Source organism: Curtobacterium sp. BRB10, from assembly GCF_031844325.1.
Lineage (GTDB): Bacteria > Actinomycetota > Actinomycetes > Actinomycetales > Microbacteriaceae > Curtobacterium > Curtobacterium poinsettiae_A.
The window spans coordinates 460,549-486,241 of record NZ_JAUZVA010000002.1; the positions used below are offsets into that span (position 1 = coordinate 460,549).

28 protein-coding genes, 1 tRNA gene and 1 riboswitch are annotated in these 25,693 nt (G+C 70.8%); of the genes, 10 read left to right on the forward strand and 19 right to left on the reverse strand.

Features of this window, described 5'->3' with window-relative positions; genetic code table 11:
* Positions 1-3: 3 nt before the first annotated feature.
* The 5 genes from purU to Q9R26_RS06080 form a co-directional block, all read right to left on the reverse strand.
* The gene (gene purU, locus Q9R26_RS06060; protein WP_182066593.1) at positions 4-864 is read right to left on the reverse strand and encodes a formyltetrahydrofolate deformylase; all 861 of its coding nucleotides are present in this window, start codon (positions 862-864) and stop codon (positions 4-6) included.
* Between the two features lie 125 nt (positions 865-989).
* Positions 990-1,202 (reverse strand): hypothetical protein, encoded by a 213-nt coding sequence (locus Q9R26_RS06065; RefSeq protein ID WP_311226795.1) that lies wholly within the window; start codon positions 1,200-1,202, stop codon positions 990-992.
* A 107-nt stretch (positions 1,203-1,309) separates the two neighbouring features.
* Entirely contained in the window at positions 1,310-2,674 is a 1,365-nt protein-coding gene (locus Q9R26_RS06070; protein WP_311226796.1) for an MFS transporter, read from the reverse strand.
* A 110-nt stretch (positions 2,675-2,784) separates the two neighbouring features.
* The gene (locus Q9R26_RS06075; protein WP_209135362.1) at positions 2,785-3,219 is read right to left on the reverse strand and encodes a MarR family winged helix-turn-helix transcriptional regulator; all 435 of its coding nucleotides are present in this window, start codon (positions 3,217-3,219) and stop codon (positions 2,785-2,787) included.
* Positions 3,220-3,275: 56 nt separating this feature from the next.
* A complete protein-coding gene (locus tag Q9R26_RS06080) occupies positions 3,276-3,743 on the reverse strand; it encodes a MarR family winged helix-turn-helix transcriptional regulator (protein WP_311226797.1) in 468 nt (155 codons plus the stop codon).
* A gap of 74 nt (positions 3,744-3,817) precedes the next feature.
* On the opposite strand from Q9R26_RS06080, the gene Q9R26_RS06085 reads away from it, so the two are divergent.
* Positions 3,818-4,690 (forward strand): NAD(P)H-binding protein, encoded by an 873-nt coding sequence (locus Q9R26_RS06085; RefSeq protein ID WP_311226798.1) that lies wholly within the window; start codon positions 3,818-3,820, stop codon positions 4,688-4,690.
* A gap of 43 nt (positions 4,691-4,733) precedes the next feature.
* Here the strand turns inward: Q9R26_RS06085 and Q9R26_RS06090 are convergent, their stop codons facing one another.
* Both Q9R26_RS06090 and clpS read right to left on the reverse strand, forming a co-directional pair.
* Positions 4,734-5,207 carry a DUF2017 family protein gene (locus Q9R26_RS06090; protein ID WP_182066588.1) on the reverse strand — a complete coding sequence of 158 codons (474 nt, stop codon included), beginning with the start codon at positions 5,205-5,207 and terminating at the stop codon, positions 4,734-4,736.
* On the reverse strand, positions 5,204-5,509 hold the full coding sequence (gene clpS / locus Q9R26_RS06095) for an ATP-dependent Clp protease adapter ClpS (protein WP_182066587.1): 306 nt from the start codon (positions 5,507-5,509) through the stop codon (positions 5,204-5,206). Before clpS ends, Q9R26_RS06090 begins: the two co-directional genes overlap by 4 nt.
* Before the next feature lie 38 nt (positions 5,510-5,547).
* Positions 5,548-5,632: riboswitch (ZMP/ZTP riboswitch) on the forward strand.
* 78 nt (positions 5,633-5,710) lie between these two features.
* On the opposite strand from clpS, the gene glyA reads away from it, so the two are divergent.
* From glyA to Q9R26_RS06115, 4 genes are all read left to right on the forward strand, one after another.
* Positions 5,711-7,018, forward strand: a complete 1,308-nt coding sequence (gene glyA / locus Q9R26_RS06100) for a serine hydroxymethyltransferase (protein ID WP_182066615.1) — start codon at positions 5,711-5,713, stop codon at positions 7,016-7,018.
* A gap of 23 nt (positions 7,019-7,041) precedes the next feature.
* Positions 7,042-7,953, forward strand: a complete 912-nt coding sequence (locus Q9R26_RS06105) for a tetrahydrofolate dehydrogenase/cyclohydrolase catalytic domain-containing protein (RefSeq protein WP_182066614.1) — start codon at positions 7,042-7,044, stop codon at positions 7,951-7,953.
* A 216-nt stretch (positions 7,954-8,169) separates the two neighbouring features.
* On the forward strand, positions 8,170-8,622 hold the full coding sequence (locus tag Q9R26_RS06110) for a hypothetical protein (protein WP_259579102.1): 453 nt from the start codon (positions 8,170-8,172) through the stop codon (positions 8,620-8,622).
* A complete protein-coding gene (locus tag Q9R26_RS06115) occupies positions 8,619-9,155 on the forward strand; it encodes a hypothetical protein (protein ID WP_311226799.1) in 537 nt (178 codons plus the stop codon). Before Q9R26_RS06110 ends, Q9R26_RS06115 begins: the two co-directional genes overlap by 4 nt.
* 14 nt (positions 9,156-9,169) lie before the next feature.
* On the opposite strand, the gene galK is transcribed toward Q9R26_RS06115, so the two are convergent.
* A complete protein-coding gene (gene galK, locus Q9R26_RS06120) occupies positions 9,170-10,309 on the reverse strand; it encodes a galactokinase (RefSeq protein WP_311226800.1) in 1,140 nt (379 codons plus the stop codon).
* Positions 10,306-11,409 carry a galactose-1-phosphate uridylyltransferase gene (gene galT, locus Q9R26_RS06125; RefSeq protein WP_311226869.1) on the reverse strand — a complete coding sequence of 368 codons (1,104 nt, stop codon included), beginning with the start codon at positions 11,407-11,409 and terminating at the stop codon, positions 10,306-10,308. Before galT ends, galK begins: the two co-directional genes overlap by 4 nt.
* Before the next feature lie 58 nt (positions 11,410-11,467).
* Here galT and Q9R26_RS06130 point away from each other — a divergent pair, with 58 nt between their 5' ends.
* Both Q9R26_RS06130 and Q9R26_RS06135 read left to right on the forward strand, forming a co-directional pair.
* Complete coding sequence (locus tag Q9R26_RS06130) at positions 11,468-12,322, forward strand: DeoR/GlpR family DNA-binding transcription regulator (RefSeq protein ID WP_311226801.1); 855 nt, start codon at positions 11,468-11,470, stop codon at positions 12,320-12,322.
* Entirely contained in the window at positions 12,319-13,251 is a 933-nt protein-coding gene (locus Q9R26_RS06135) for an aldose 1-epimerase family protein (protein ID WP_311226802.1), read from the forward strand. The genes Q9R26_RS06130 and Q9R26_RS06135 overlap by 4 nt, the downstream gene beginning before the upstream one ends.
* A gap of 86 nt (positions 13,252-13,337) precedes the next feature.
* Here Q9R26_RS06135 and Q9R26_RS06140 read toward each other — a convergent pair whose 3' ends face one another.
* From Q9R26_RS06140 to Q9R26_RS06155, 4 genes are all read right to left on the reverse strand, one after another.
* Entirely contained in the window at positions 13,338-13,658 is a 321-nt protein-coding gene (locus Q9R26_RS06140) for a hypothetical protein (RefSeq protein WP_027466636.1), read from the reverse strand.
* Positions 13,659-13,834: 176 nt separating this feature from the next.
* On the reverse strand, positions 13,835-14,671 hold the full coding sequence (locus Q9R26_RS06145; protein ID WP_311226803.1) for an SGNH/GDSL hydrolase family protein: 837 nt from the start codon (positions 14,669-14,671) through the stop codon (positions 13,835-13,837).
* Positions 14,672-14,792: 121 nt separating this feature from the next.
* A tRNA-Lys gene (locus tag Q9R26_RS06150) sits at positions 14,793-14,865 on the reverse strand.
* A gap of 53 nt (positions 14,866-14,918) precedes the next feature.
* On the reverse strand, positions 14,919-15,080 hold the full coding sequence (locus Q9R26_RS06155) for a hypothetical protein (RefSeq protein ID WP_017888098.1): 162 nt from the start codon (positions 15,078-15,080) through the stop codon (positions 14,919-14,921).
* 127 nt (positions 15,081-15,207) lie between these two features.
* On the opposite strand from Q9R26_RS06155, the gene Q9R26_RS06160 reads away from it, so the two are divergent.
* From Q9R26_RS06160 to Q9R26_RS06170, 3 genes are all read left to right on the forward strand, one after another.
* A complete protein-coding gene (locus tag Q9R26_RS06160) occupies positions 15,208-15,837 on the forward strand; it encodes a DNA-directed RNA polymerase subunit beta (protein ID WP_311226804.1) in 630 nt (209 codons plus the stop codon).
* A 497-nt stretch (positions 15,838-16,334) separates the two neighbouring features.
* Entirely contained in the window at positions 16,335-16,934 is a 600-nt protein-coding gene (sigK, locus tag Q9R26_RS06165) for an ECF RNA polymerase sigma factor SigK (RefSeq protein WP_027466633.1), read from the forward strand.
* Entirely contained in the window at positions 16,931-17,806 is an 876-nt protein-coding gene (locus Q9R26_RS06170; RefSeq protein ID WP_311226805.1) for an anti-sigma factor, read from the forward strand. The genes sigK and Q9R26_RS06170 overlap by 4 nt, the downstream gene beginning before the upstream one ends.
* 195 nt (positions 17,807-18,001) lie before the next feature.
* On the opposite strand, the gene pstB is transcribed toward Q9R26_RS06170, so the two are convergent.
* From pstB to Q9R26_RS06200, 6 genes are all read right to left on the reverse strand, one after another.
* On the reverse strand, positions 18,002-18,781 hold the full coding sequence (gene pstB, locus Q9R26_RS06175) for a phosphate ABC transporter ATP-binding protein PstB (protein ID WP_182066810.1): 780 nt from the start codon (positions 18,779-18,781) through the stop codon (positions 18,002-18,004).
* 49 nt (positions 18,782-18,830) lie between these two features.
* Entirely contained in the window at positions 18,831-19,916 is a 1,086-nt protein-coding gene (pstA, locus tag Q9R26_RS06180) for a phosphate ABC transporter permease PstA (protein WP_182066809.1), read from the reverse strand.
* Positions 19,917-19,929: 13 nt separating this feature from the next.
* Entirely contained in the window at positions 19,930-20,880 is a 951-nt protein-coding gene (gene pstC, locus Q9R26_RS06185; RefSeq protein WP_110861811.1) for a phosphate ABC transporter permease subunit PstC, read from the reverse strand.
* A 142-nt stretch (positions 20,881-21,022) separates the two neighbouring features.
* On the reverse strand, positions 21,023-22,129 hold the full coding sequence (gene pstS / locus Q9R26_RS06190; protein WP_182066808.1) for a phosphate ABC transporter substrate-binding protein PstS: 1,107 nt from the start codon (positions 22,127-22,129) through the stop codon (positions 21,023-21,025).
* A gap of 368 nt (positions 22,130-22,497) precedes the next feature.
* Positions 22,498-23,445 (reverse strand): NUDIX domain-containing protein, encoded by a 948-nt coding sequence (locus tag Q9R26_RS06195; protein ID WP_311226806.1) that lies wholly within the window; start codon positions 23,443-23,445, stop codon positions 22,498-22,500.
* Positions 23,442-25,607: an RNA degradosome polyphosphate kinase gene (locus tag Q9R26_RS06200; RefSeq protein WP_182066806.1), complete on the reverse strand. Its 2,166-nt coding sequence runs from the start codon at positions 25,605-25,607 to the stop codon at positions 23,442-23,444. The genes Q9R26_RS06195 and Q9R26_RS06200 overlap by 4 nt, the downstream gene beginning before the upstream one ends.
* Positions 25,608-25,693 lie beyond the last annotated feature (86 nt).

A 25,693-nucleotide genomic window follows, 5' to 3' on the forward strand; every position in this document is an offset into this window, starting at 1 on the left:
TGCCTACTTGAAGATGATGGTGCGGGCGCCGTCGAGCAGGACGCGGTCCTCCGCGATCCAGCGCACCGCCTGGGTGAGCGTGCGGGACTCCTCGTCCTGCCCGATGGACACCAGTTCGGCCGGTTCCTTGGTGTGGTCGACGCGGACGACGTTCTGCTCGATGATCGGGCCCTCGTCGAGGTCGCTCGTCACGAAGTGCGCGGTCGCGCCGATCAGCTTCACCCCGCGGGCGTGCGCCTGCCGGTAGGGGTTCGCGCCCTTGAAGCCGGGCAGGAACGAGTGGTGGATGTTCACGGCACGGCCCTCGAGTGCCGTGCAGAGCTCGGGCGACAGGATCTGCATGTAGCGGGCGAGGACCACGAGCTCGATGTCGTGCTCCTCCACCGCCTGCAGCACGCGCCGCTCCATCTGCTCCTTCGACTCGGCGTCGGTGACCGGACGGTGCTCGAACGGCACGGAGTAGAACGCGGCGAGCTCGGACAGGTCCGCGTGGTTGGACAGCACGAGGGGGACCTCGATCGGCAGCTGTCCGCCGCGCTGCCGGTAGAGCAGGTCGTTCAGGCAGTGGCCCGCCTTCGACACGAGCACGAGGGTGCGCAGCGGACGACCGACGACGTCGAGCTGGACGCGGGCGTCGTAGCGGGCGGCGACAGGGGCGAGCGCTGCCTCGAAGGCGGCACGGTCGACCGGCGCCATCACCTGCAGGCGCATGAAGAACGTGTTCGTGTCGGCGCTGGAGAACTGCTGCGACTCGGTGATGTTGCCCTGGGCGGCGACGATCGCTCCGGAGACGGCGTGCACGATCCCGGGCTGGTCGTCGCAGACGAGCGTCAGGGTCCAGTGCGTGGGGGTCGGGTCGGTCACCGGATCAGGGTACCGGCCGCGGGGGACGTGCTTCGTGAGCAGGGATGGTCGAGTGGGCAGCGGCGACTCGACCGTTCCTGCTCACGAAGCGTCAGGCGGCAGTGACGGTGCCGGCGCGCTCGGCGTCAGCGCCGGTGCGCGAGCAGGCGGCGGACGAAGTAGACCTCCATGCACAGGGCCAGGACCGTCGCGGCGATGCCGATGCCGACGTACGCGGAACCCCGGTCGGCGTTGACGATCGCCGCGATCGGGATGCCGATGCAGAGGATTCCGCAGATCACCACGTTCCAGATCGCGCCTGCCTTGGTGTCGCTGCTGAACCCGCCGCCGTTCGCCATGCCTGCGACGCTACCGGTCCGCGGGTGGCGAGGTGCTCCAGGGCGTCCGGAGGCCGTCGAGTGAGCGGAAGACGTCGGATGCGGGCGTGCGACCCGTCATCTTCTGCTCACTCGGCGTCAGACGCGGATGCAGCGGCGGTGGCGCTCCCGGCGTCGGCGTCCCGCAGGCGACGGTCGGCCAGGGTCAGCACGGTCAGGAGCACCGCGACGCCGAGGATCACCCACGCCAACACGTGCAGGTCCGGCGTCGTCGGGGCCTGGCCGAACACACCGCCGATGAGCGAGGACGCCGCGATCGCCCCGATGTACACCGCGGTGCGGGACAGGCCGGCTGCGGTGCCGATGTACTCCGCGGGGACGAGCCGGTACAGCGCCGCCTGGTTCGACACCGACGCCAGGGCCTGCGGCACCCCGAACAGTGCCGGGGTCAGCGCGAGCAGGACGACGGGTGACCCGGTGTGCAGGAAGAGCAGGAGCACACCGCCGACGATCGGCACCAGCGCGGCGACGACGAGCGGCCCGCGGACCGCGGTCTTGCGTGCGACCACGAACGAGGCCACCCCGGCGACGATCGCGGCCGGCAGCTGGATGTACCCGGCGACGTCGCTCGGGTAGCCCGCGACGTCCTGCACCCACTGCGAGAACCCGTAGGTCATCGTGTAGGCGAGCAGGTACGTCAGGAACAGGCGGCCGTACGTCCGGGACAACGCGCCGTTCCGGGCGAGCAGCCGCACGTCGACGAACGGTCGCACGGCCCGCAGCTCCCACGCCACCAGGGCGACGAGCAGCACGACGGCCACCGCGAGCAGCCACCACAGCCCGGCGGACAGGTCGAGCAGGAAGACGAGCAGCGCCGAGACGGTCCCGGTCATCAGCACTATGCCGAGCGGGTCGAGCGCCTGCAGCACCGGCAGGGCGGCGTCGTCGCGCGGGCGCAGCCGGTCGGACGGCAGCCAGAGCGTCGCCACGACGATGCCGAACACCGCGAGCGGCACGTTCACCAGGAAGATCGCGTGCCAGCCGAACGCGGCGATGAGCGCCCCGCCGAGCGGTGGGCCGGCGGCGGCGGACACGAGCGACGTGATCGACAGCGCCCCGAGCACGAGCGGTGGCGTCGGTTTCCGGATCCGGGCGGAGTGCTGCCGGAGCGTGGTGAGCGCCGCCGGGTACGCCGACGACGTCCCGATGCCGATGAGCACCCGGGCGAACACCGCACCGCCGAACCCGGTCAGGACCTCGGGCACCACCCCGGCGACGCCGACGATGACGAGCCCGGTCAGGAACACCTTCTTCGGGCCGAACCGGTCGGCGAGCTTGCCCATCGTGGGCTGCGCGATCGCACTCGCCAGGTACAGCGCCGCGACGAGCCAGATCGCCTGCGCCGCACCGATGCCCAGGTCGCGGGAGATCGGGGTGAGGGCGACCGACACCATCGTGGTGTTGATCGGGTTGAGCAGGGGCCCGACGAGCACCGGGATGAGGAGCTTCGGGCCGAAGCCGCTGCCCGTGGTCGTGTCGGGGGTGGTGGTGGTGGACGTGAGGCGCTTCTTCCGGTTGCAGGACTGGGAGCGGGGTGCGCGGGTCAGGGGTCGACGATCGGCCCGAGCAGGTCCATCGCCCGCGCGACGACGCGACGGTCCGCCTCGGGCAGGGTCGCGAGTCGCTCGGTGAGCTCGCGGTTCCGCGCGGCCCAGGCGGCCTGGCGGGCGTCCCGACCGGCCGCCGTCGCGCTGACGATCGACCGCCGGCCGTCGGTCGGGTCGGGCTGCCGCTCGGCTAGGCCGAGGTCGACCAGGGCCTGGACGGTCGCGCCCATCGACTGCGGTCGGACCCCCTCGGCTCGGGCCAGGTCGGCGATGGTGGCCGGCCCGTACCGCAGCAGGCGTCCGAGAGCGGCGGTCTGCGACGCCGTGACGTCGTCCGACTTCGAGGCCAGCAACGACCGCCGCAGTCGTCCGTGCATCGTCAGCACGGCGTCGGCCAGGTCGGTCGGGTCGGTCTCCGGTGCGTCGGTCACGTCCCGGAGGCTAGTCCGTCACCAGCTCACCTTGCAAGTTTGCCTTCCGATATCGGTCACGGAACGGCGGCACCGTCATCACCCGTGTCCGGCTCGAGCAACGGGAGCAGGGTCGCCGAGATCGGTTCCGCTCCGTCGCCGAACCACGCGTTGCTCGCCCGGACGATCGGGTGCGCGCGTGCCAGCAGCGCCTCGCCCTGGTCGGTCAGCCGCATCCGGGAGGCCCGTCCCCGGCCTGGTGCGGCGCCCCGCTCCACGAGTCCCCGCGTCGCGAGCCCCCCGATGAGCGTCGTCATGCTCTGCGGTCGGACGCCGACCGCCCGCGCCAGGTCGGCCTGGCTGCGCTCCCCGGCCACCGCGAGCTGGATGAGCGCCCCGAACTCGACGGGCGTCAACCCGAGTGGTGCCAGCTCGGCCGCGAGTCGGCGGGAGAGTGTCCGTGCGGCCCGGATCACCGTCCACGCCACGATGCCGTCGACGTCGACGTCGACGTCGTCGCGCGGGGCTGGGAGTTCCTGGGGCACGGGGCGATCGTACCGGCGTACGTTCTGGTATCAGGAAACTGATACCGGAACGGGTCAGTGGGACGGGAGCAGAGATGGGCGAGATCGTGGCGGTCACCGGCGTGACCGGGGACGTCGGGGGCAAGACGGCGGAGCTGCTGCGGGCGGCCGGGGTGACGGTGCGTGCCGTGGTCCGTCGGCCCGAACAGGTCGACGCGCTCCGGGCCCGGGGCATCGACGGCCGCCTGGCCGACCTGGACGACGAGGACGCGCTCGCCGCGGCGCTCGACGGGGTCGACCGGTTCTTCCTCGTGACCCCGGTCAGTCAGCGGCAGCGCGAGCAGGGCGCCACCGGGGTCCGTGCGGCGCAGCGGGCCGGGGTCGGTCGGATCGTGCAGCTGTCCGGCGGGGACGCCGCCGAGCACTCCCCGATGACGTGGGCGAGCGCCGCCTGGCACATCGACCGGCAGGTGCGCGCGAGCGGACTGGCGTGGACGATCCTGCACCCCTCGTCGTTCATGACGAACGTGCAGCCCTCGGCGCCGGCGATCCGACGGGGGTGGTTCCCGCACACCACGGGCCGCGGGGTGATCGGCTGGATCGACACCGAGGACATCGCCCGGACCGCCGCCCGGGTGCTGACGGAGGACGGCCACGACGGCACCGAGCCGGTGCTCACCGGGCCGGACCTGCTCGACGCGCGAGGTGTCGCCGCCGCGCTCGCCGCAGGGCTCGGCCGACCCGTGCGCCCCCTGCACCTGCCGAGCCGGGTCTACGCCGGCGCGCTGCGCCTGAGCGGCGTGCCCGCGTGGCAGGCCGAGGGGCTCCGGCAGCAGTTCGGCCGGGTCGTGCGCCGCGGCCTCGACGGCGTCGACGTCATGAGCGACGACGTCCTGCGCATCACCGGCACCGCACCCCGGAGCCTGGCCGACTGGGCGCGAGCCCACCGCGACGACCTGCTGGGGTGACCCACCGCGCCGGAGGTGATCCGGGCCTCCAGGCCGCGGACCGTCAGCGCGACGTGAGCGTGAGGACCAGGTGCTCCTGCACGGAGCCGAGCCAGTCGTAGACGTCGCGCAGGCCGACGCCCGCGTCGGCCTCGACGGAGCGCTCCTCGTCGTCGGCGTCCTCGATGCCCAGCCGGTCGGCGATCGTCAGCCGCAGGTCGGTGAGGGTGCGGAGCCACGCCTGCTCGTCCTCGGCGTCGAGCGAACCGTCGCGGGTACCCGTCAGCCAGTCGTGCACGATCGAGGCGTTCGTCGTCTTCTGCACGAGCAGGTCGGACTGCGTGTACTTCCGGAACTCCGCGCTCGCCTCGTCGTCACCCGGGTAGGCGTCCGGGAACATCCGCTCGGCGACCGGGTCCGCCGACAGGTCGCCGTCGAGCACCTGCCGGAGCTGCTCGGTGAGCGAGGCGAGCAGCTCGCGCTCGCCGGAGGACAGGCCGAGGTGCACGCCGTCGGCGCGGCGGACGAACGGGATCACGCTTCGGGGGCCTTGTCGACGGTCGCCTGCAGCCCGTAGCCGTGCATGGACTGCACGTGAGCCTCCATCGACTCACGCGGACCCGTCGCCACGATCGCCCGACCGTCGTCGTTCACCTGGTGCATGAGCCGCTCGGCGTGCTCGCGCGAGAACCCGAAGTGCCGCTGGAAGACGTAGGTGACGTACGACATCAGGTTCACCGGGTCGTCCCACACCACGGTGACCCACGGGGTGTCCGCCCGCGCACTGGTCCGTTCGTCCGTGGTGGTCCGTTCGTCCACGTCGGGCGAGAGCAGCGTCATGCACCCAGGGTGACACAGGGCGGGGTCGCTCGGTACGATCGTCACGTCGCGACTGGCGTTGGATGGGTCACCATCGGGGAGCGACAAAGACACGGTGCGCGGCCGTACGCCTGGGCTGCACCGACCGACCGTCCGAGTGCGACCAGCTGGTCGTCCGCACACCGTAGGAGTCCCGTGTCCATTGCCGATCTGCCCCCGTTCGTGTCCGAGTCGGCGGAGGCCCCCGCTGGTGCCGTCGACCAGGCCGCGGCCCGCGCCGCCTTCAACGCCCCGCTCAGCGAGGTCGACCCCGAGATCGCCGCCGTCCTGCAGCAGGAGCTCGGCCGCCAGCGCGACACCCTCGAGATGATCGCGTCCGAGAACTTCGTGCCGCGCGCCGTCCTCGAGTCGCAGGGCTCCGTGCTCACCAACAAGTACGCCGAGGGCTACCCGGGCAAGCGCTACTACGGCGGCTGCGAGTTCGTCGACGTCGCCGAGCAGCTCGCCATCGACCGGGCGAAGGCCCTGTTCGGTGCCGCCTACGCCAACGTCCAGCCGCACTCCGGCGCCAGCGCGAACGCCGCGGTCCTGCACGCCATCGCCTCTGCCGGCGACACCATCCTCGGCCTCGAGCTCGCCCACGGCGGTCACCTGACCCACGGCATGAAGCTCAACTTCTCCGGCCGCATCTACAACGCCGTGTCGTACGGCGTCGACCCGGAGACCTTCGAGGTCGACTACGACGACATCCGCGCCAAGGCCATCGAGCACCAGCCGAAGGTCCTCATCGCCGGCTGGTCGGCCTACCCCCGCCAGCTCGACTTCGCGAAGTTCCGCGAGATCGCGGACGAGGTCGGCGCGACGCTCTGGGTCGACATGGCGCACTTCGCCGGGCTCGTCGCCGCGGGCCTGCACCCGTCGCCGCTGCCGCACGCCCACGTCGTGTCGTCGACGGTGCACAAGACGCTCGCCGGTCCGCGATCGGGCATCATCCTGTCCAACGAGGAGTCGCTCTTCAAGAAGCTGAACTCCGCTGTGTTCCCGGGCCAGCAGGGCGGCCCGCTCATGCACGTGATCGCTGCCAAGGCCACCGCGTTCCTGCTCGCCGGCCAGCCGGAGTTCAAGGACCGCCAGGAGCGCACGCTCCGCGGGGCGAAGGCGCTGGCCGACCGGCTCACGCAGGACGACGCCACGGCCGCGGGCATCGACGTCCTGACCGGTGGCACCGACGTGCACCTGGTGCTCGTCGACCTGCGCGAGTCCGAGGTCGACGGCAAGCAGGCAGAGGACCTGCTGCACGAGGTCGGCATCACCGTGAACCGCAACTCCGTGCCGTTCGACCCGCGCCCGCCGATGGTCACCTCGGGTGTCCGCATCGGCACCTCGGCGCTGGCGACCCGCGGCTTCGGCGACGCCGAGTTCGCCGAGGTGGCGGACATCATCGCGCTGACGCTCATGCCGAACCCCGACATCGACGCGCTCTCGGCCCGGGTCAAGGCCCTCACCGACGCGTTCCCCCTGTACGCGTGACCGCCACGTCCTCGCTCGCGCCGATGCCGCGTGAGCGCTGGGCGGGCGAGGGCAGTGCCGTCCGCATCGACGGCACCGCCCTCGCCGCCCGCACGCTCGACGACCTGAAGACCCGCATCGACCGGCTGCACGACCACGGCTTCCGCCCCGGGCTCGGCACGATCATGGTCGGTGAGAACCCGGGCTCGGTGTCCTACGTCGCCGGCAAGCACAAGGACTCGGCGCAGATCGGGCTCGACTCGGTCCGCATCGACCTGCCGTCGTCGGCGAGTGCTGCCGACATCCGAGCGGCGATCCTGCAGATGAACGACGACCCCCGGGTCACCGCGTTCATCGTGCAGCTCCCGCTGCCGCAGGGCATCGACCCGATCCCGATGCTCGAGCTGATGGACCCCGCGAAGGACGCCGACGGCCTGCACCCGACCAACCTCGGTGAGCTCGTCCTCGCCGTACCGGGCGGCGCGGGCACGATCGACGCCCCGCTGCCGTGCACGCCCCGGGGCATCGTTGCGATGCTCGAGGCGTACGAGGTCCCGATCCGGGGTGCCCACGTGACGATCATCGGGCAGGGCCTGACCGTCGGGCGCCCGCTCGGCCTGCTGCTCACCCGCCTCGAGGCGACCGCGACCCTGACGCACTCGCTGACCGCGGACGTCGCCGCGGAGTGCCGTCGCGCCGACATCATCGTCGCCGCGGCCGGGGTCGCCGGGCTCGTGGAGCCGGACTGGGTGCAGCCCGGCGCGGCCGTGATCGACGTGGGCATCACCCGCGTGGTGAACGAGGAGACCGGCAAGGCGAAGCTGCACGGCGACGTCGACCCCGCGGTGGCGTCGGTCGCGGGCTTCCTGTCGCCGACCCCGGGCGGCGTCGGGCCGATGACCCGCGCGATGCTCATGAAGAACGTGGTCGAGGCCGCCGAGCGGCACCTGCACTAGGCGCTGCGGGCGCGGCACGGGCGCTCCCTCGCCCCGCTTCGTGAGCAGGAATGGTCGGGTCCCGGTGTGCGACTCGACCATTCCTGCTCACGAAGGGCGGCCAGGAGGCGCGGCTCGCCCCCCGCCCCGTCGGTCCGGTCGCGGGGACGGCCGGGTCCGGGACCGCCCCTCGGACGGGCGGTTCTGCTGCGGGCCGTGCCGCGCTACGGTTCGAGCATGACCACGACCGCCGCGGAGCCACAGGGCCGCGAGACGTTGTTCACGACGGACGCCCGGAAGCTCGTCTGGATCACCCTGATCTGCCTGTTCCTGCAGGCGATCGGTCAGAACTGGTCGGCCGCTCCGCTGCTGCCGGGGAGCACGCCGGAGGCCTCTCCCGGGTCGGTGCAGTTCGAGGCGCGGCCGTGGATCGGCTGGGTCGTGCTCACGCTCGGCTTCGCCGTCGCCGGCTTCGTCGTCGGCGTCGCTCGACGCGGTGCTGCGCGCTGGGACCAGGACCGTGTGCTCGCCCTCGGTCTGGCCGGGGTCGTCGGCGTGACCGTGCTGGTGTGGGTGCTGTTCATCGTGCAGTACGAGTGGGTGTACTGGGCGGTCGCGCACGGCAACCTGCACCCGTTCACCATCGGGGACGTCTCGTCGTCGATCGAGCGTCCGGGGTACCAGCCGTGAGCGCCCCGCAAGGTGCTGGCGTCCCGACCACGGGGGACACCGTGCAGACCGCGCCCGTGATGGCGCCGACCGGTCGACGGCTCCGCCCGCGCGGGTGGGGACTGGCGGTCGTCGGCATCGGCGCCGTCGCGCTGTGGCCGAGCATCACCACGTGGTCGATCTCGGCCGACTACGGCGGGACGGACACCGCCGGCAATTGGATCGACAACGCCGGCAACCGGGTCGCCAGCGCGCCGCCCACCGTGCAGGTCGAGGGGCACACGGCGCCCGTCGCGCTCGCGGTCCTGTTGCTCGTCGTGGTGGTCGGCGTGTTCCTGCCGCCGACGCTCGAACGGCACGGCCAGCGAGCCCTCGGCGACGTCATCCGGTACGCGGCGTACCTCGCCGTCCCTGTGGTCGTCGTGGTCGGTGTGCTCGTCTACACGGTGTGGCAGGGTCACGTGGTGATGGACCAGGTGCAGCACGAGGTCCTGCGTCCACACGGGTTCCCGTGGGGCGGGGTCTCGGTCACGATGGGGCACATGACCCGCTGACTGGTCGCGGGCTGTCAGTCGCGGCGGGCGCCCTGCGCGGCGTGCACCGTGAAGACGGTCGGTTCGCGGTACCCGGCATCGGCGAAGGCGGCGGTGACGGCCGCGGCGATGCCGGTACGGGCCTCCCGGTCGACCAACGCGATCGCCGCGCCGCCGAAGCCGCCGCCGGTCATGCGTGCACCGACCGCGCCGTGCGCGACGGCCGTCGCGACGGCCAGGTCGAGCTCCGGCACGGAGATCTCGAAGTCGTCGCGCATCGACTCGTGCGAGGCGACGAGCAGCGATCCGATCGCCCGCGGACCCTGCTCGCGCAGCGTGCGCACGGTGTCGAGGACGCGCTGGTCCTCGGTCACGATGTGGCGGACGCGGCGGAAGGTCTCGTCGTCCAGGAGCTCCTGCGCACGCGGCAGGTCCTCGACGCTGACGTCACGCAGGGCCTCGACACCGAGCACCTGCGCACCCTTCTCGCACGAGGCCCGACGAGCCGCGTAGCCACCGGTCGCGTGGGCGTGCTCGACGCGGGTGTCGATGACCAAGACCTCGAGCCCGTTCGCCTCGAGCGCCAGGTCGACGACGGCGGTGTCGAGCGTGCGGCAATCGAGGAACACGACGGCGTCCTGCTCGCCGAGCAGCGAGGCGGACTGGTCCATGATCCCGGTGGGGGCACCGACGGCGTGGTTCTCCGAGTACTGCCCGACGCGCGCCAGGGTCTTCCGGTCGAGGCCGAGTTCCCACAGGTCGTTGAACGCCAGCGCGACACCGCACTCGATCGCGGCACTGGACGACAGACCTGCACCGACCGGCACGTCGGACTCGATGAAGACGTCGAAGCCGGTCTTGTCGCCCAGATCGGCTCCGGCCTGCTCGCGCAGGGCCCAGGCGATGCCGAAGACGTAGGCCGACCAGCCGTCCATGGCCTCCGGCGACAGGTCGTCGAGGGACAGCGCCACCGGCTCGCTCGCGGGGTCGAAGGCGGAGGCGACGCGGATGGTCCGGTCGTCGCGCTGCGCGATGGACGCGGTGGTGCGACGGTCGATCGCGAAGGGCAGCACGTAGCCGTCGTTGTAGTCGGTGTGCTCACCGATCAGGTTGACGCGACCCGGGGCGGAGTACCGCACGGTCGGCTCGTACCCGTAGACCTGCTGGAACGTCATGCGCGCTCGACTCCCTGTCGGATGAACTCGGCCGCCTGCTCGGGAACGAGGTCCCCGATCCAGGCGCCCATGGCGGCTTCGCTGCCGGCCAGGAACTTCAACTTGTCCGCCGCACGTCGCGGCGAGGTGATCTGCAGCATCAGCCGCACGGTGTCGCGGGCGGTGTGCACCGGCGCCTGGTGCCACGCGGCGATGTACGGGGTCGGGTCGCCGTAGAGCGCGTCGAGCCCACGCGTGAGCCGGAGGTGCATGTGGGCCAGCTCGTCCTTCTCGGCGTCGGTCAGGCCGGCGAAGTCGGGGACGTGGCGGTGCGGCAGCATGTGGATCTCGATGGGCCAGCGCGCGGCGAACGGGACGAAGGCGGTGAAGTGCTCGCCAGCGAGGACGACCCGCTCGGAACCCCGCTCGTTCGCGAGGTGCTGCTCGAACAGGTCCGGGCCGAACCGCTCGATGCTCGCGAGCAGGCGCTGGGTCCGCGGCGTGATGTACGGGTACGAGTAGATCTGCCCGTGCGGGTGGTGCAGCGTGACGCCGATCGCCTCACCCCGGTTCTCGAAGGGGAACACCTGCTGGATGCCCGGCATCGCCGAGAGCGCGGCGGTGCGATCCGCCCAGGCCTCGACGACGGTGCGGGCGCGCGACTCGGAGATGGAGGCGAAGGACCCGGAGGTCTCGGGCGAGAAGCACACGACCTCGCACCGGCCGACCGAGCGGAGCTGCCGGTTCAGGCCGACGTCGCTCAGGGACTCGAGCGACTCGGGAGCGTCGTCGGCTTCGAGCAGCGGGCCGAACGACGGCGAGCGGTTCTCGAACACGGCGACGTCGTAGCGGCTCGGGATCTCGGACGGGTTGGCCGGGCTCTGGGGTGCGAGCGGATCCTGGTCGGCCGGCGGCAGGAACACCCGGTTCTGGCGGGACGCTGCGATCGACACCCACTCGCCCGTCAAGACGTCCTGCCGCATCCGCGCCGTCTCGGGCCGCGGGTCGAGCACGCGCTCGTCGATGCTGCGTTCAGCGGGCAGCGTCGAGTCGGCGTCGTCGAAGTAGAAGAGGTCGCGGCCGTCCGCGAGCTTCGTCACGCGCTTGGTGATCACCGGAATAGCCTAGCGCCCGTACGAAGCGTTGCGAAAGGCATCGGAAGCAAGCGAAACTGTCCCCATGGCGGACGCCGACCTCTCGTTCCTCGCCGGCGCGCTGCCCGCGCCCCTGCGGCAGGACCGCATCGTCGCGATCGTCGACGGCGCCCCCGGGATGGTCCGGACGGCCGCGTTGGCCGCGTCCCTCGGCACCAGCGAGGTGACGGTCCGCCAGGACCTCGCCGTCCTCGACCAGGAGGCCCGGATCCGCCGGGTGCACGGGGGCGCGGTCCGCCTCGGGGCCGGGTCCACCGAGCGCCCCTTCGAGGAGACCGCCGTCGAGCACCAGGTGGCCAAGGCCGCCATCGGCCGTGCGGCCGCTGCGCTGGTGCGCCCGGGGGAGTGCGTCGTCCTCGACGTCGGCACCACGCCGGCCGCCGTCGCCGAGGCCCTCGTGGCGCGCACCGAGCTCACCGGCGTCACGGTCGTGACGAACTCCCTCACCACGGCGCTCGCGCTCGAGCGAGCTGTCCCGCGCTTCACCGTGATCGTCACCGGCGGCACCCTCCGGCCCCTGCAGCACTCGCTCGTCGCCCCCTTCAACGGCGCGGTCCTGCCGATGATCGCCGCGGACGTCGTGTTCCTCGGTGGCACCGGCCTCGACGTCGACCACGGCCTGACGAACGTGAACCTGCCCGAGACCGAGGCCAAGCGGATGCTCGCGGCGACGGCCCGGCGTACGGTCGTGGTCGCGGACGGGTCGAAGTTCGGCCGGGCCCACATCGGGGTCGTCCGCGCGCTCGAGGACATCGACGTCGTCGTCACCGCCGGGGCCGACGCCGCCGCGGTCGCCACGATCCGGGCGGCCGGGGCCCAGGTGGTCGTCGCCGACGGCGAGGACCGCACCGAACCAGCCGGAAGGAAGAACACCCCATGACCGCAGCACCCACGGGTGGCCAGTACCGCCTCCACCACGCCGGCCCCGACGGGGTCGTCGAAGCCGTGGTCACCGAGGTCGCCGCGGGCATCCGCGAGCTCCGCGTCGCCGGCTTCGACATCACCGAGCCGTTCCCCGTGACTGAGCAGCCGCCGGGGGCGAACGGCATCGTCCTGGCACCCTGGCCGAACCGCGTCGCCGGTGGTGTGTGGGAGCTCGACGGCGAGCGGCAGCAGCTCGACATCTCGGAGCCGAAGTACGGCAACGCCTCGCACGGGCTGCTCCGGTTCGCCCCGTACCGGGTGGTGTCGCAGACCGAGACGTCGATCCAGCAAGAAGCGACGATCCACCCGCAGCACGGGTGGCCCTTCACGCTCGAGACGCGCGTGCTGCACGAACTCGTCGACGACGGCATCCGTGTCACGCACGAGGTCACGAACCGCTCGGGCGTCCGCGCACCCTTCGCCGTCGGCGCGCACCCGTACCTGCGCGCCGGTGACACCCCCGCCGACGACCTGGTCGTCACGCTCGACGCCGCGACCGCCTTCACCGTCGACGAGCAGAAGGTCCCGAACGGTTCGGTGCCGGTCGAGGGGACGCCGTACGACCTGCGCCAGGGGCGGCGTGCCGGGGACTCGGACCTCGACACCGCGTACACGGACGTCACCCCGGACGCCGAGGGGATCCGCCGCACGACGATGCACGGGCCCGAGGGCGACGGGGTCGAGCTGTGGCAGGACGCCTCGTTCCCCTACGTGCAGGTCTTCACCTCGCGCGAGTACCCGCGGGGCGACGGGAAGGGTCTGGCCGTCGCGGTCGAACCGATGACGGCGCCCGCGAACGCCCTGAACTCGGGTGAGGGCCTGCGCTGGCTCGAGCCGGACGAGACCTGGACCGGTTCGTGGGGGATCCGTCGCGTCTGGTCCTGAGGATCCGGTCGGCGTGCACCGCCGACACGAGGAAGGCCCCGCCGGACACCGGCGGGGCCTTCTGTGTTCGCGTCGGACGCCGGGCGTCAGCCGCGGCGCATCCGGAGTGCCTCGACCGCGAGGGACTCGGTCGCGTACCGGCCGACCTCGTGCGCCCACGCCGGGTCGTCGCCACGGAGCGCGATGAAGTCCTTGCGCTGCCGGCAGACGTAGCCGAGGACGGCGGTGGCCGTCGCGACCTCGATGAAGTCCTTGCGGATGTGGCGGGTCGTGACCTGGGCGTTGCGGCGGAGCGTGTCGAGCAGGAGCTCGTTGCTCATCGTCGTGTTGGTCGCTGCTGCGAGCTCGACGATGCGGCGCGCGTCACCGGTGGTGCTGGTCTGCGTGGCTTCGATGGGCTCGATCACGGTGTACCCCGTTCGTTCGTGGTGGTGCTGTGCTGCAGGATCCGGTGATCGGATCCGGGAACGACACTATCGGCGGCAGCCCAACAGTCCGCTGAGGGCGGGCTGTGGTGGGCAGGGGATCTGCCATGAGCCCGCTGGGGACGGGTTGTACCCCATCCAGGAGTGGGTGATCTTCCTCAGACGCAGCGTGCGCTGCCGACGGGCGCGGCGAGGGCGTCGAGGGATTCGCTGACGCGGTCCGCCAGGTACTGGTAGCCGGCGTCGTTCGGGTGTCCGCCGTCGACGGCGGAGTACCCCGGGCTGTTGGTCGACGTGAACCACCTGCCGGCGAGGGCGTCGACGTAGGGCACGCCGGCGGCGGCGGCACCCGCGGAGACCGACGCGGCGACGCCGACGGTCGAGTTCGCCCACGGCAGCGGTGCTGACGGGCCGAGCGCGACGACGACGGCGTCCGGCCAGGTCTGCTGCGCCGTGCGGAGGGTCCGCTCGACGGTGGCGCGGAGGGTGTCCGCGTCGACGAGCCAGTCGTTCTGGCTGCCCTGCACGATCACGAGCTGGGGGTCGAACGAGGCGTGCCGCTCGAGGCGTGGCCCGTACGTGTAGTGCGACGAACCGGTCCGTCCGGTGTCGACGTAGCCCGTGCCCGGGTACCCGTCGATCTTGGCCGTCCACCCGCGGTCCTCGCTGAGGTCCTGCGCCCAGCCGCGGAGCCCGCTGGCCGAGCCCCGACCCGAGGTGTACGAGTCGCCCACGATCAGGACGCGTGACCCGGGCTCGATCGCCGCGGCGACGCGGTCGGCCGAGACGCCGGGGGCAGCGACGGCCGAGGCCGAGGTCGACGAGGACACCGGCTGGCAGGCACTCGAGACGCTCGGCAGGATCAGCAGGAGTCCGGAGACCCCGAGTGCCATCGCCCCGAGGGCGAGTGCCGGCACCAGCTTCCGGCGGCGTCGGCGCATCGTCGCCGGGCCGGTGGGGGTGCCCGGCCGCTCGCGCTGCGATCGTCGGCCCATCCGTCGCATTCTAGACAAGCGGCGAGGCGGAGTCTGTGAAGGCAGGCCGGGAGGGGTGGGCCCCGTGGGGCTCGAACCCACGACCCTCGGATGAAAAGCCGGCGTTCAGGAAGGTGTGGTGTGGGCCCCGTGGGGCTCGAACCCACGACCCTCGGATTAAAAGTCCGGTGCTCTACCAACTGAGCTAGAGGCCCTCACCCGCAAGGCTAGCGGGTGAGGGCCTCGGGAGCAGAACCGTCGGTTCGGGTCAGCCCCGGCGTCCGGTGAGCGTCCGCAGCAGCCACGCGATGACCGCGATGATCAGCAGCACGATGCCGACGTAGAGCAGGAACTTCAGGCTCGCGGCGAACCCACCGACGAACAGCAGGATGACTGCGATCACAGCCAGGATGATGAGCAGGGCGTTCATGGAAGATCCTCTCCTTCACGTGCAGGGAGGAGCGCCTCCCTGCCGCAACACGGTACGCGTGGCGCAGCCGTTGCGTTCTGGGCGAACGGGATGCGGGCGTGTCACCGGCCGCGCCTACACTGCTGCGGTGCCTCGCGATCACCACCGTCCCGTCCACTTCACCGACGCCGAGTTCGCTGCCATCCAGGGCGGTGAGGACCCGGCGCTCGTGAACCGTGTCGCGCACGAGACCGCGAACGCCCTGCTGCACCGGGTGCGCGAGGACCCGGACCCGGCCGTGGTCGAGCGACTCGTCACCTACACCGACGTGCACGGCATCGACGCCATCGCGGAACTGTGGGCACGGGTCGGGGCGCACACCCTGCCGGGGGCGCTCTGGCGGGTGTACCTGGTCCGCATCGTGATCCGGCAGAACCCGGAGGAGATCGCGTACCTGTTCGAACGGGGCACGGCGCAGATCGGCACGATCGACCAGGCGGTCGCGGGTGTCGAGGAGCCGACGGGCCCGGCCGAGATCCTGACGCTCGCCGACCGCATCCTGCACGGCCTGTACACGGGCGACCTCGCGGTGGCGCTCGACCGCGGGGCGTCGTTCTGCCGTCTGACCGCCGCCGGCGCGACCGCCGTGGCGGACGAGTCCGACCTGGTGGCGTCCGAGCGGGCGAGCGAACTCACGACGCGGGCGCTCCGCCTGACGGAGCTGGCGGCCGACCTGACCGAGGCGGCGGCGCTCTGGCGCCGCGACAGCCTGGCTTGAGCGAGCGGCGGGGCGGACCCGCACCGGGCCTCCAGGCCGAGCGCTGAAGGCAGAGAAAGACCGGGCCGCAGAAGCGCCTCTCGGCGCGAGGCCGCTCGAAGCGGCGAATTTTGGAGCCCGGGGCTTGCTGCGGCCCGGCGACACCAAGTCTACGAGACGTCGGCTGATCACTCGACCCTGTTCACTCATGGTGGACAGAACCGGCCCGGGCGTGCCCGCGCGCGTGCCGAGTGTGCCCGCGCCCCCCTGTGCCGACCCGCCGCGCCCATCCCGCCGAGAAATGCCGACCCCCATCCAATCCACAGCGGGGACCGCGCCGAATCATCTGCGTGACGGACGGAATGCCCGTCACGAAGCGAGAGGCCCGGTGTGACCCGGACCGGCACCGCCGGTCAATTCCCTGTGGGTCACGCCGGCCCCTCGTCTCGATCGCCCATGCGGGGGCTTCGTGCTCACCGCCTGGTCAACGAAAGCAACCGAGAGGAGGGAAACCTGCAATGCTTGCCCTTGTGGATAGCGACACCGAACGCTGGAGCTCGTCAGAGCCAGCTCAGGCATCGCCGGACGACCTCCTCGCCCGGGTCGCCGCCGGTGACCAAGCCGCCTTCGCGGACCTCTACGACGCACTCTCCGGTCGGGTCCTCGGTCTGATCACGCGACTCCTCCGGGACCGCGCGCAGTCGGAAGAGGTCACGCAGGAGGTCTTCCTGGAGGTCTGGCAGCAGGCCACCCGCTTCGACCGGAAGCGCGGCACGGCCGCCAGCTGGGTCCTCACCATGGCCCACCGCCGAGCGGTCGACCGGGTCCGTGCCTCGCAGTCGTCGCACGACCGCGACACCAAGATCGGCATCCGCGACCTCGAGGCCGGGTTCGACCAGGTCTCCGAGTCCGTCGAGATCCGCATCGAGCACGAGCGCGTCGGCCGAGCGCTGGCGAAGCTCACCGAGTTCCAGCGGCAGGCCGTGCAACTCGCGTACTACGGCGGTTACTCGCACAGCGAGATGGCCGAACACCTCGGTGTCCCCATCGGCACCGTCAAGACCCGTCTCCGTGACGGGATGATCCGACTCCGAGACGAGATGGGGGTGACCTCATGACCGAACGCCACGACGACCCCGCACTGATGACGGGTTCCCACGCACTCGACGCGCTGTCCGACGACGAGCGCGCACTCCTCGAGGACGCCCTCCGGACGTCCCCCGAGCTGCAGGCCGAGAACGACTCGCTGCGCGAGACCGCGCTGCAGCTCGCCTACGCCGTCGCACCGATCGAGCCCCCCGCGTCGCTCAAGGCGTCGCTGCTGGCCCAGATCGCCACGACCCCCCAGGCCGCACCCCTCGCCGACACGACGGTCGACCAGACCCCGGTCGCCGGGACCACCTCCGTCCAGGAGGCCCGTCCCGAGCCCGCCGGGCACGTCGCCTCGATCGCCGACGGTCCCACCGCCGGTGGCCGGGCATCGTCCGAGGCCCGCCGCCGCTGGTTCCAGCGTCCGACGGTCATGCTGACGGCCGCAGCCGCCGTCGCCGCGGTCTTCTTCGGCGGACTCGGCGTCGGGTCGATCTTCGACCCGAACGGGTCAGGCACCGGCACCACGCAGGCCTCGAGCGGCCTCGACCGCATCTACGCAGCCTCGGACTTCCAGCGCACCACGACCAAGGTCGCGGGCGGCGGATCCGCGACGGTCGTGTGGTCGAACGACCTCGGCAAGTCCGCGGTGATCCTCGACGGTGTCGAACAGGCGCCGAAGGGCAAGACGTACGAGCTCTGGTACATCGGCTCCGAGGAGCAGGGCGGCACCATCAAGTCGGCTGGCCTGGTCGACGGTGCGGCCGACGGTGTGCACTCCGCTGTGCTCAAGGGTGCGATGTCCGAGGGCGCGACGATCGGCATGACGGTCGAGCCCGAGGGCGGTTCCGAGCAGCCGACCACCTCGCCGATCATGGCGGTCCCCACCACCACGGCGTGACGCCTCGGCGGTCCCGCTGGACCGCCACCGACGCAGAACGACGAAGCCGCTGTCCCACGACAGCGGCTTCGTCGTTCCGCGTCCGCCTCGGCACGCTGCCGGCGCTCCGGCGTGACCACGGAGGCCCGGTGCGCGTCCGTGGCGGACGTGCACCGGGCCTCCAGGCAGTCCGTCAGCGCGACGGACGGATGCCGATCAACCGAAGCGACCCGAGACGTAGTCCTCGGTGGCCTGCACGGACGGGTTCGAGAACATCGTCGCGGTGTCGTCGAACTCGATGAGCTTGCCCGGGGCGCCGGTGCCGGCGATGTTGAAGAACGCCGTCTTGTCGCTGACCCGCGACGCCTGCTGCATGTTGTGGGTCACGATCACGATCGTGAACTCCTTCTTGAGGTCCTCGATCAGGTCCTCGATGGCCAGGGTCGAGATCGGGTCGAGGGCCGAGCAGGGCTCGTCCATCAGGAGCACGTCCGGCTCGACCGCGATTGCGCGGGCGATGCAGAGACGCTGCTGCTGCCCACCGGACAGACCCATACCGGGCTTGTCGAGGCGGTCCTTGACTTCGTTCCACAGGTTCGCACCCTGCAGCGAGCGCTCGACGATGTCGTCGGCCTCGGACTTCGAGACGCGCTTGTTGTTCAGCTTCACACCCGCCAGCACGTTGTCGCGGATCGACATCGTGGGGAACGGGTTCGGACGCTGGAAGACCATGCCGACCTGACGACGGACGAGCACGGGGTCGACGCCGGCGCCGTACAGGTCGTCGCCGTCGATCTTGACCGAGCCCTCGACCCATGCGCCGGGGATGACCTCGTGCATGCGGTTCAGGGTGCGGAGGAAGGTGGACTTGCCGCAGCCCGACGGGCCGATGAAGGCCGTGACGGTGCGGGGCTCGATGGTGATGTCGACACCCTCGACCGCCTTGAACTTCGAGTAGTAGACGTTGAGGCCGTCGACCTCGATGCGCTTGGACACGTTGATCCTTCTGGGTGGGTGGTGTCGCTGGTTCCGCGGGGGCGGAGGGTCAGCGGCTGAGCTTGGGGGCGAAGAGACGGGTGATGAACCGGGCGAGCAGGTTGAGCAGCATCACGATCAGGATGAGCACCAGGGCCGCGGTCCAGGCCCGGTCGACGAACGGCACCGGGTTGGCGCCCTGCTGCGAGTACTGCGTGTACGCGTACACCGGCAGGGTCATCATCGGGTCACGGAACAGGTTGTAGTTCATGCTCGCGGTGAAGCCGGCCGTGACGAGCAGCGGGGCGGTCTCACCGATGACGCGGGCGATCGAGAGCATGACACCGGTGGTGATGCCGGCGAGGCTGGTGGGGAGCACGACCTTGAGGATCGTGAGGTACTTCGGCACCCCGAGGGCGTACGAGGCCTCGCGGAGTTCCATCGGTACGATCTTCAGCACCTCTTCGGTGGAGCGCACGACGATCGGGATCATCAGCACCGACAGCGCGACGGAGCCGACCAGGCCGAAGCGGGCACCCGGGCCGAGGAACAGCGCGAAGAGCGCGTAGGCGAACAGACCGGCGACGATCGACGGGATGCCCGTCATGACGTCGACGAAGAACGTGATGCCCTTCGCCAGTGCGCCGCGACCGTACTCGACCAGGTAGATCGAGGTGAGCAGGCCGATCGGCACCGAGATGAGCGCCGCGAACAGCGTGATCTCGAGCGTGCCGATCAGGGCGTGGACCGCGCCGCCGCCCTCGGAGATGACCCCGCGCATCGAGTACGAGAAGAAGTTCGCGTCGAAGCGGGCGACGCCCTTGGCGATGACCGTCCAGAGCAGCGACACGAGCGGCAGGACCGCGATGACGAACGCCGTGACGACGAGCGAGGTGACCAGGCGGTCGACCGCCTTGCGGCCGCCCTCCACGATGCGCGAGATGACGACGATGAGGACGTCGAACAGGACCGTGCCGAGGAAGATCGCGGCCACGATGTTGAAGTCCTTGACGGCGCCACCGGCGTTGAGCAGGGCGAAGACCAGGACGAGGGCGACCCAGCTGCCGACGAGCAGCAGCCACGGGACGGAGGCGTGCAGCTTGCCGTTGGCGTAGACGTTGCCGGCGGTGCCGGTCTGACGGAGCGCGAGGGACATCGGGTGCGACCTCTCAGCTGACTCGGCTGCGGACGATGTACCGCGCGAGCATGTTGATGACCAGGGTGATGACGAAGAGGATCAGACCCGAGGCGATGAGCGCGTTCAGTGCCGTACCGGATGCCTCGGCGAACTGCAGGGCGATGTTCGCGGCGATCGTCGAGGGGTTCTGCGACGTCAGCATCTGGAACGTGACGTTCGTCGAGACCGACAGCACCAGCGCGATCGCCATCGTCTCGCCGAGCGCACGACCGAGGCCGAGCATGATCGCCGACACGATGCCGGACTTCGCGAACGGCAGGACCGACAGGCGGATCATCTCCCAGCGGGTCGCGCCGAGTGCCAGGGCCGCTTCCTCGTTGAGGGTCGGGGCCTGCAGGAAGATCTCACGCATGACCGCGGTCATGATCGGGATCGCCATGACGGCGAGGACGATCGACGCGGTCAGGATCGTGCGGCCGGTGCCGGACACCTGGCCGGAGAACAGCGGGAACCAGCCGAGGTACTCGTTCAGGAACACGTAGAACGGCTTCACCAGGGGCGCCAGCACGGCGATGCCCCAGAGGCCGTAGACGACCGACGGCACCGCGGCCAGCAGGTCGATCACGTAGCCGAGGACGGGCGCGAGTCGACGCGGCGCGAAGTGCGAGATGAACAGGGCGATCCCGAGGGACAGCGGCACGGCGATCACGAGCGCGATGAGCGCGGACCAGACGGTACCGAAGACCAGGGGGCCGACGAAGTCCCAGAAGTTCGTGGCCTTGCCCGGCAGCTCGCCGACCTTGGCGGAGAAGGCCGGGATGCTCTGCCAGACGAGGAACGCGGCGACGAGCACGAGCACGAAGAGGATGAGGCCGCCGGCGATGACCGAGGCTGCGGAGAAGACGCGGTCGCCGACACGGACGACGGCCTTCGGCTTGATCGGGGTGACGGTGGCCCCTGGCTGGGCCGGTGCGGTCGTCATGGGGTACTCCTGTCGGAGGAACGCCGGGGGAGGCGACGGGTTCTGGGGTGGTGGTGCGCGTCCGGGCGGGGTGGTCCTGGACGGCTGAGTGCCCGGACGCCGGTCAGGTGGGTGGGACCGGCGTCCGGGCGCTCAGGGGGCCTTACTTGATGGAAGCGACCGCGTCCTTGGCCTTCGACGCGAGGTCGGAGGAGAGGGCGGCCGACTTGGCCTCCTTGGCAGCGGCGTCCTGAGCGGCGCTCGAGACGACGTAGTCGAGGTAGCCCTTCACGAGCTCGGCCTTGTCGGCGTCCTTGTACTCCTGGCACGCGATGGCGTAGGAGACGAGGACCAGCGGCCAGGCACCGTCAGCGGTGTCCTTGCGGTCGATGTCGATCGCGAGGTCGTTGTCCTCACGGCCGGTCGCGATCTTCGAGTCGGCGACGACCTGCGCGGCACCGTCGGCCGAGAGCTCGGTCGCCTTGTCGCCGACCATCAGCTTCGCGCGGTCGAGGTCACCCGCACCGGAGTCGTCGATGTAGGTGATGGCGTTGGTGGCGTTGCCCATCGCGGAGGCGACACCGGAGGTGCCCTTCGCGCTGTCACCGACCGAGTACGGGAAGGTCTGGCTGGGCTCTTCGGTCCAGACGTCCGAGGCGTTCGCGGAGACGTACTCCGAGAAGTTCTGCGTGGTGCCCGAGTCGTCGGAGCGGTGGACGACCGTGATGTCGGCGTCCGGCAGCTTCGCGTCCTTGTTCAGGTCGGCGATCTGCGAGTCGTCCCACTTGGTGATCTTGCCCGAGAAGATGCCCGCGATGGTCTTCGCGTCGAGGGTCAGGTCGCTGACGCCGTCCACCTTGTACGCGATCGCGATCGGGGAGATGTAGACGGGGATGTCGATGCCCTTGGTGTCCGCCTTGCAGGACTCGAAGGTGCCCGAGAGCTCCTCGTCCTTCAGCGCGGCGTCGGAACCGGCGAAGTCCGCGGCACCCGACATGAAGTTCTCGCGGCCGGCGCCAGAGCCGTCCGGGGTGTAGTTCACCGTGACGCCCGAGGCCTCGTTCTGGAAACCGGCGGCCCAGGTGGCCTGCGCGGTCTGCTGTGCCGACGAGCCGGAGCCGGTCAGGGTGCCGGAGAGCTTCGAGTAGTCGCTGCCGCTGGTGGAGGAGGACTCGGTGCTGCCCGCGTCCTCGTTCGCCGCGCACGAGGAGAGCACGACTGCGCCGGCGATCGCGATTGCTGCGATCGAACCGATTCGCTTGATGTTCACAGGGGTCCCTTCGGGAATGGAATGCAGTGGGACCACTGCGGTCCCTGGGCCGGTGCCGACCCGGGAGCGACTGTAGGGACGCGAGGTGACCGCAATCACCCCCGCTGGTGAACGGAAGGTGAACGAGGGGTTGTCGACGTCGGGGCGGCGTGCGCCGCCTCCGCGCGGGGAGCAGGATCGGGGGCACTGTGCGCTCGTTCGGAAGATGCGCACGCATGGTCGCGGACGAGCGGTCGGGAGGCCCGGATCGCGTTCCCGGGCGCGGCGCGCCCCCGTCGTGTGGCCGGGTTCCGAGCGCGTCCGCTGCGGTCCGGCGCTGTGGTGCGTGGCGCTGCGGTGCGGTGGCGCTGCGGCCCGGCGGTGGCTGGCTACGCCGGGATCGTGTTGCGGTGCGTCTCGACCGCGACGAGGGTGTCCCCGGCGATGTGCATGACGGAGAAGTCCCCGACGGACAGCATCGCGGCGCGGCGCAGGTCGAAGCGGCCGGAGTCGTCGGCGGTCGCGGTGGCGATCCGGGCGATGATGTCGGGCAGCACCGGGCCGTGCGAGCACAACACAGCGGTCTTGCCCTTGTCGAGCCGGCGCCGGACGACGCCCTTGACGTCTGCGGCTCCGCGGTCGTGGGCGTCCTGGCTGATGTCGGGGGTGCTCGAGACCCCGAGCTTCGTCGCGGCGGACAGCGGTTCGACGGTCGCGAGGCACCGCGCTGCCGTGCTGCTCACGATCTTCTTCGGGCCGAACGCCGCGACCGGTGCGGCGGCGGCCTTGGCCTGCGAGCGGCCGACCGGCAGCAGCGGACGGGTGGCGTCGGGGCCGTCCCAGTCCGAGCCGGGCACCGTCTTGGCGTGGCGCAGGGTGATCAGGGCGAACGTGCGGTGCTGCCCGGCGGCGGCGCGTTCGGCGAACCGGTCGAGGATCGCGACGTCCCGCTCGTACGTCAGGCGGTTGCGGGCGTCGTCGATCGTGACCCACTCGACTGCGGCGACCTCGTGGTTCGGGACGAATGCACCGGCGCGGGCGTACTCCTTGGCCGAGACCCGGGCCGACCAGTAGTGCACGACCTTGTCGCGGCCGTTCGGCAGCACGTACTCGGCGGTGCCGAGCGGTGCGCCGAGGTGGACGCGGTAGCCGGTCTCCTCGTCGATCTCGCGCACGGCGGTCGTCGGGACGGCCTCGCCCGGGTCCACCTTGCCCTTGGGCAGGGAGACGTCCTTGTGGTGGTCGCGGTGGATGAGCAGCACGAGGGGTGTGCCGTCCTGTTCGCGCCAGACGACCGCACCCGCAGCGACGACGGGGCCCGAGGGACCGCCGCTCACCGAGTCGAGCGCTTCCGGGCCGAGATCTTCCGCATGGTCACATTCTGCACGTCCTCGAGCGGACGGCCCGCATCGTCGGTGGAGTGCCGCGTCCACTCGCCGTCGGACTCCAGGTGCCACGAGCTGGCGGTGTCGGCCATCGCCAGGTCGAACATCTCCTGGATCTCGTTGATGTGGTCCGGGGCCACCAGCCGCACGAGCGCCTCGACGCGACGGTCGAGGTTGCGGTGCATCATGTCGGCGCTGCCGATGAAGACCGCCGGGTCCCCGTCGTTGTGGAACGCGAAGGCACGGGAGTGCTCGAGGTACCGCCCGACGATGCTCCGCACGCGGATGGTGTCGCTGACGCCTTCCATCCCCGGCTTGAGCGAACAGATGCCGCGCACCCAGATGTCGATCGGCACCCCGGCCTGGCTCGCCAGGTACAGCGCGTCGATGATCTGCTCGTCGACCATCGAGTTGACCTTGATCCGGATCCCCGAGGGCTTGCCGGCACGGGCGTTCGCCGCCTCGGTCTGGATGCGCTTGAGCAGGCCCTTCCGCAGGTGCAGCGGTGCCACGAGCAGGCGCTTGAACTTCTTCTCGATGGCGTAGCCGGACAGCTCGTTGAACAGGCGGGTCAGGTCCTTGCCCACGGTGTCGTCCGAGGTGAAGAGGCCCATGTCCTCGTAGATGCGCGAGGTCTTCGGGTTGTAGTTGCCCGTGCCGATGTGGCTGTAGTGCTTGAGCGTCCCGCCCTCTTGTCGGATGACGAGCACCAGCTTCGAGTGCGTCTTCAGCCCCACCAGGCCGTAGACCACGTGGACACCGGCCTTCTCGAGTTTCCGGGCCCAGGTGATGTTGTTCTGCTCGTCGAAGCGCGCCTTGATCTCGACCAGCGCGAGGACCTGCTTGCCGGCTGCCGCGGCGTCGATGAGCGCCTCGACGATGGGGCTGTCCCCGGAGGTGCGGTAGAGCGTCTGCTTGATCGCCAGGACGTTCGGGTCGGCGGCCGCCTGCTCGAGGAACGCCTGCACGCTCGTGGCGAAGGACTCGTAGGGGTGGTGGACCAGGACGTCGTTCGCCTTGATCGCACGGAACAGGTCGGGCTTCGTGTTCGGCTCGCCCGGCTGGAACTGCACCGGGGTCGTCGGCACGTGCTTCGGGTAGTGCAGGTCAGGACGGCTGATCTTCGCGATCTCGAACAGGCCGCCCAGGTCGAGCGGCGACGGCAGCCGGAAGACCTCTTCTTCGGTGATGTCGAGTTCGCGGACGAGCAGATCGAGGGTCACCGGGTCCATGTCCTCGGTGATCTCGAGGCGGATCGGCGGACCGAACCGGCGGCGCAGCAGCTCACGTTCGAGGGCCTGGATGAGGTTCTCGGCCTCGTCCTCCTCGATCTCGACGTCCTCGTTGCGGGTCACACGGAACACGTGGTGCTCGAGGACCTCCATGCCGGGGAACAGGTCGTCGAGGTGGTTCGCGATGAGGTCTTCGAGCGGGATGAACCGCATCCGGCCGGAGTTGTCGTCGGGGAGCTTGATGAAGCGGGAGAAGTTCTGCGGCACCTTGAGGCGCGCGAACTCCTGCCGCTGCGACTTCGGGTTGCGGACCCGCACGGCCAGGTTCAGCGAGAGCCCGGAGATGTAGGGGAACGGGTGCGCCGGGTCGACGGCCAGGGGCATGAGCACCGGGAAGATCTGCTCATTGAAGTACTCCCGCATCCGCTGGCGGTCGGCCTCGTCGAGGTCGGACCAGTGCTCGATGTGGATGCCCGCGGCATCGAGGTCCGGCTTGAGCGACCCGATGAACGCCTGGGCGTGCCGGTCCTGCAGCTCGTGGGCCTTCTTCGCGATGTCCCGCAGCACGTCACTGGGGGCACGGCCGACGTTGGTCGGGACGGCGATGCCGGTGTCGATGCGGCGCTTCAGGCCGGCGACGCGGACCATGAAGAACTCGTCGAGGTTGGACGCGAAGATCGCCAGGAAGTTTGCACGCTCCAGCAGGGGCTGCGTGCGGTCTTCACCGAGCTCGAGCACGCGCTGGTTGAACCGCAGCCAGCTGAGCTCACGGTCGAAGTAGCGGTCCGTCGGCAGCGACTCGTGCTCGATCTCGACGACCTCGTCGAAGTCGTCGAGGTCGGGTGCGACGGATTCGCCGTCGAGCTGCGGTTCGGTGTCCATCCCCACATCCTGCCACCCGGCCCCCACGGTCGGAGGGGCCTCGGTGGCCGCTGTGGAAACCCGTGGTGAACCGTCGGTGTGTGGAG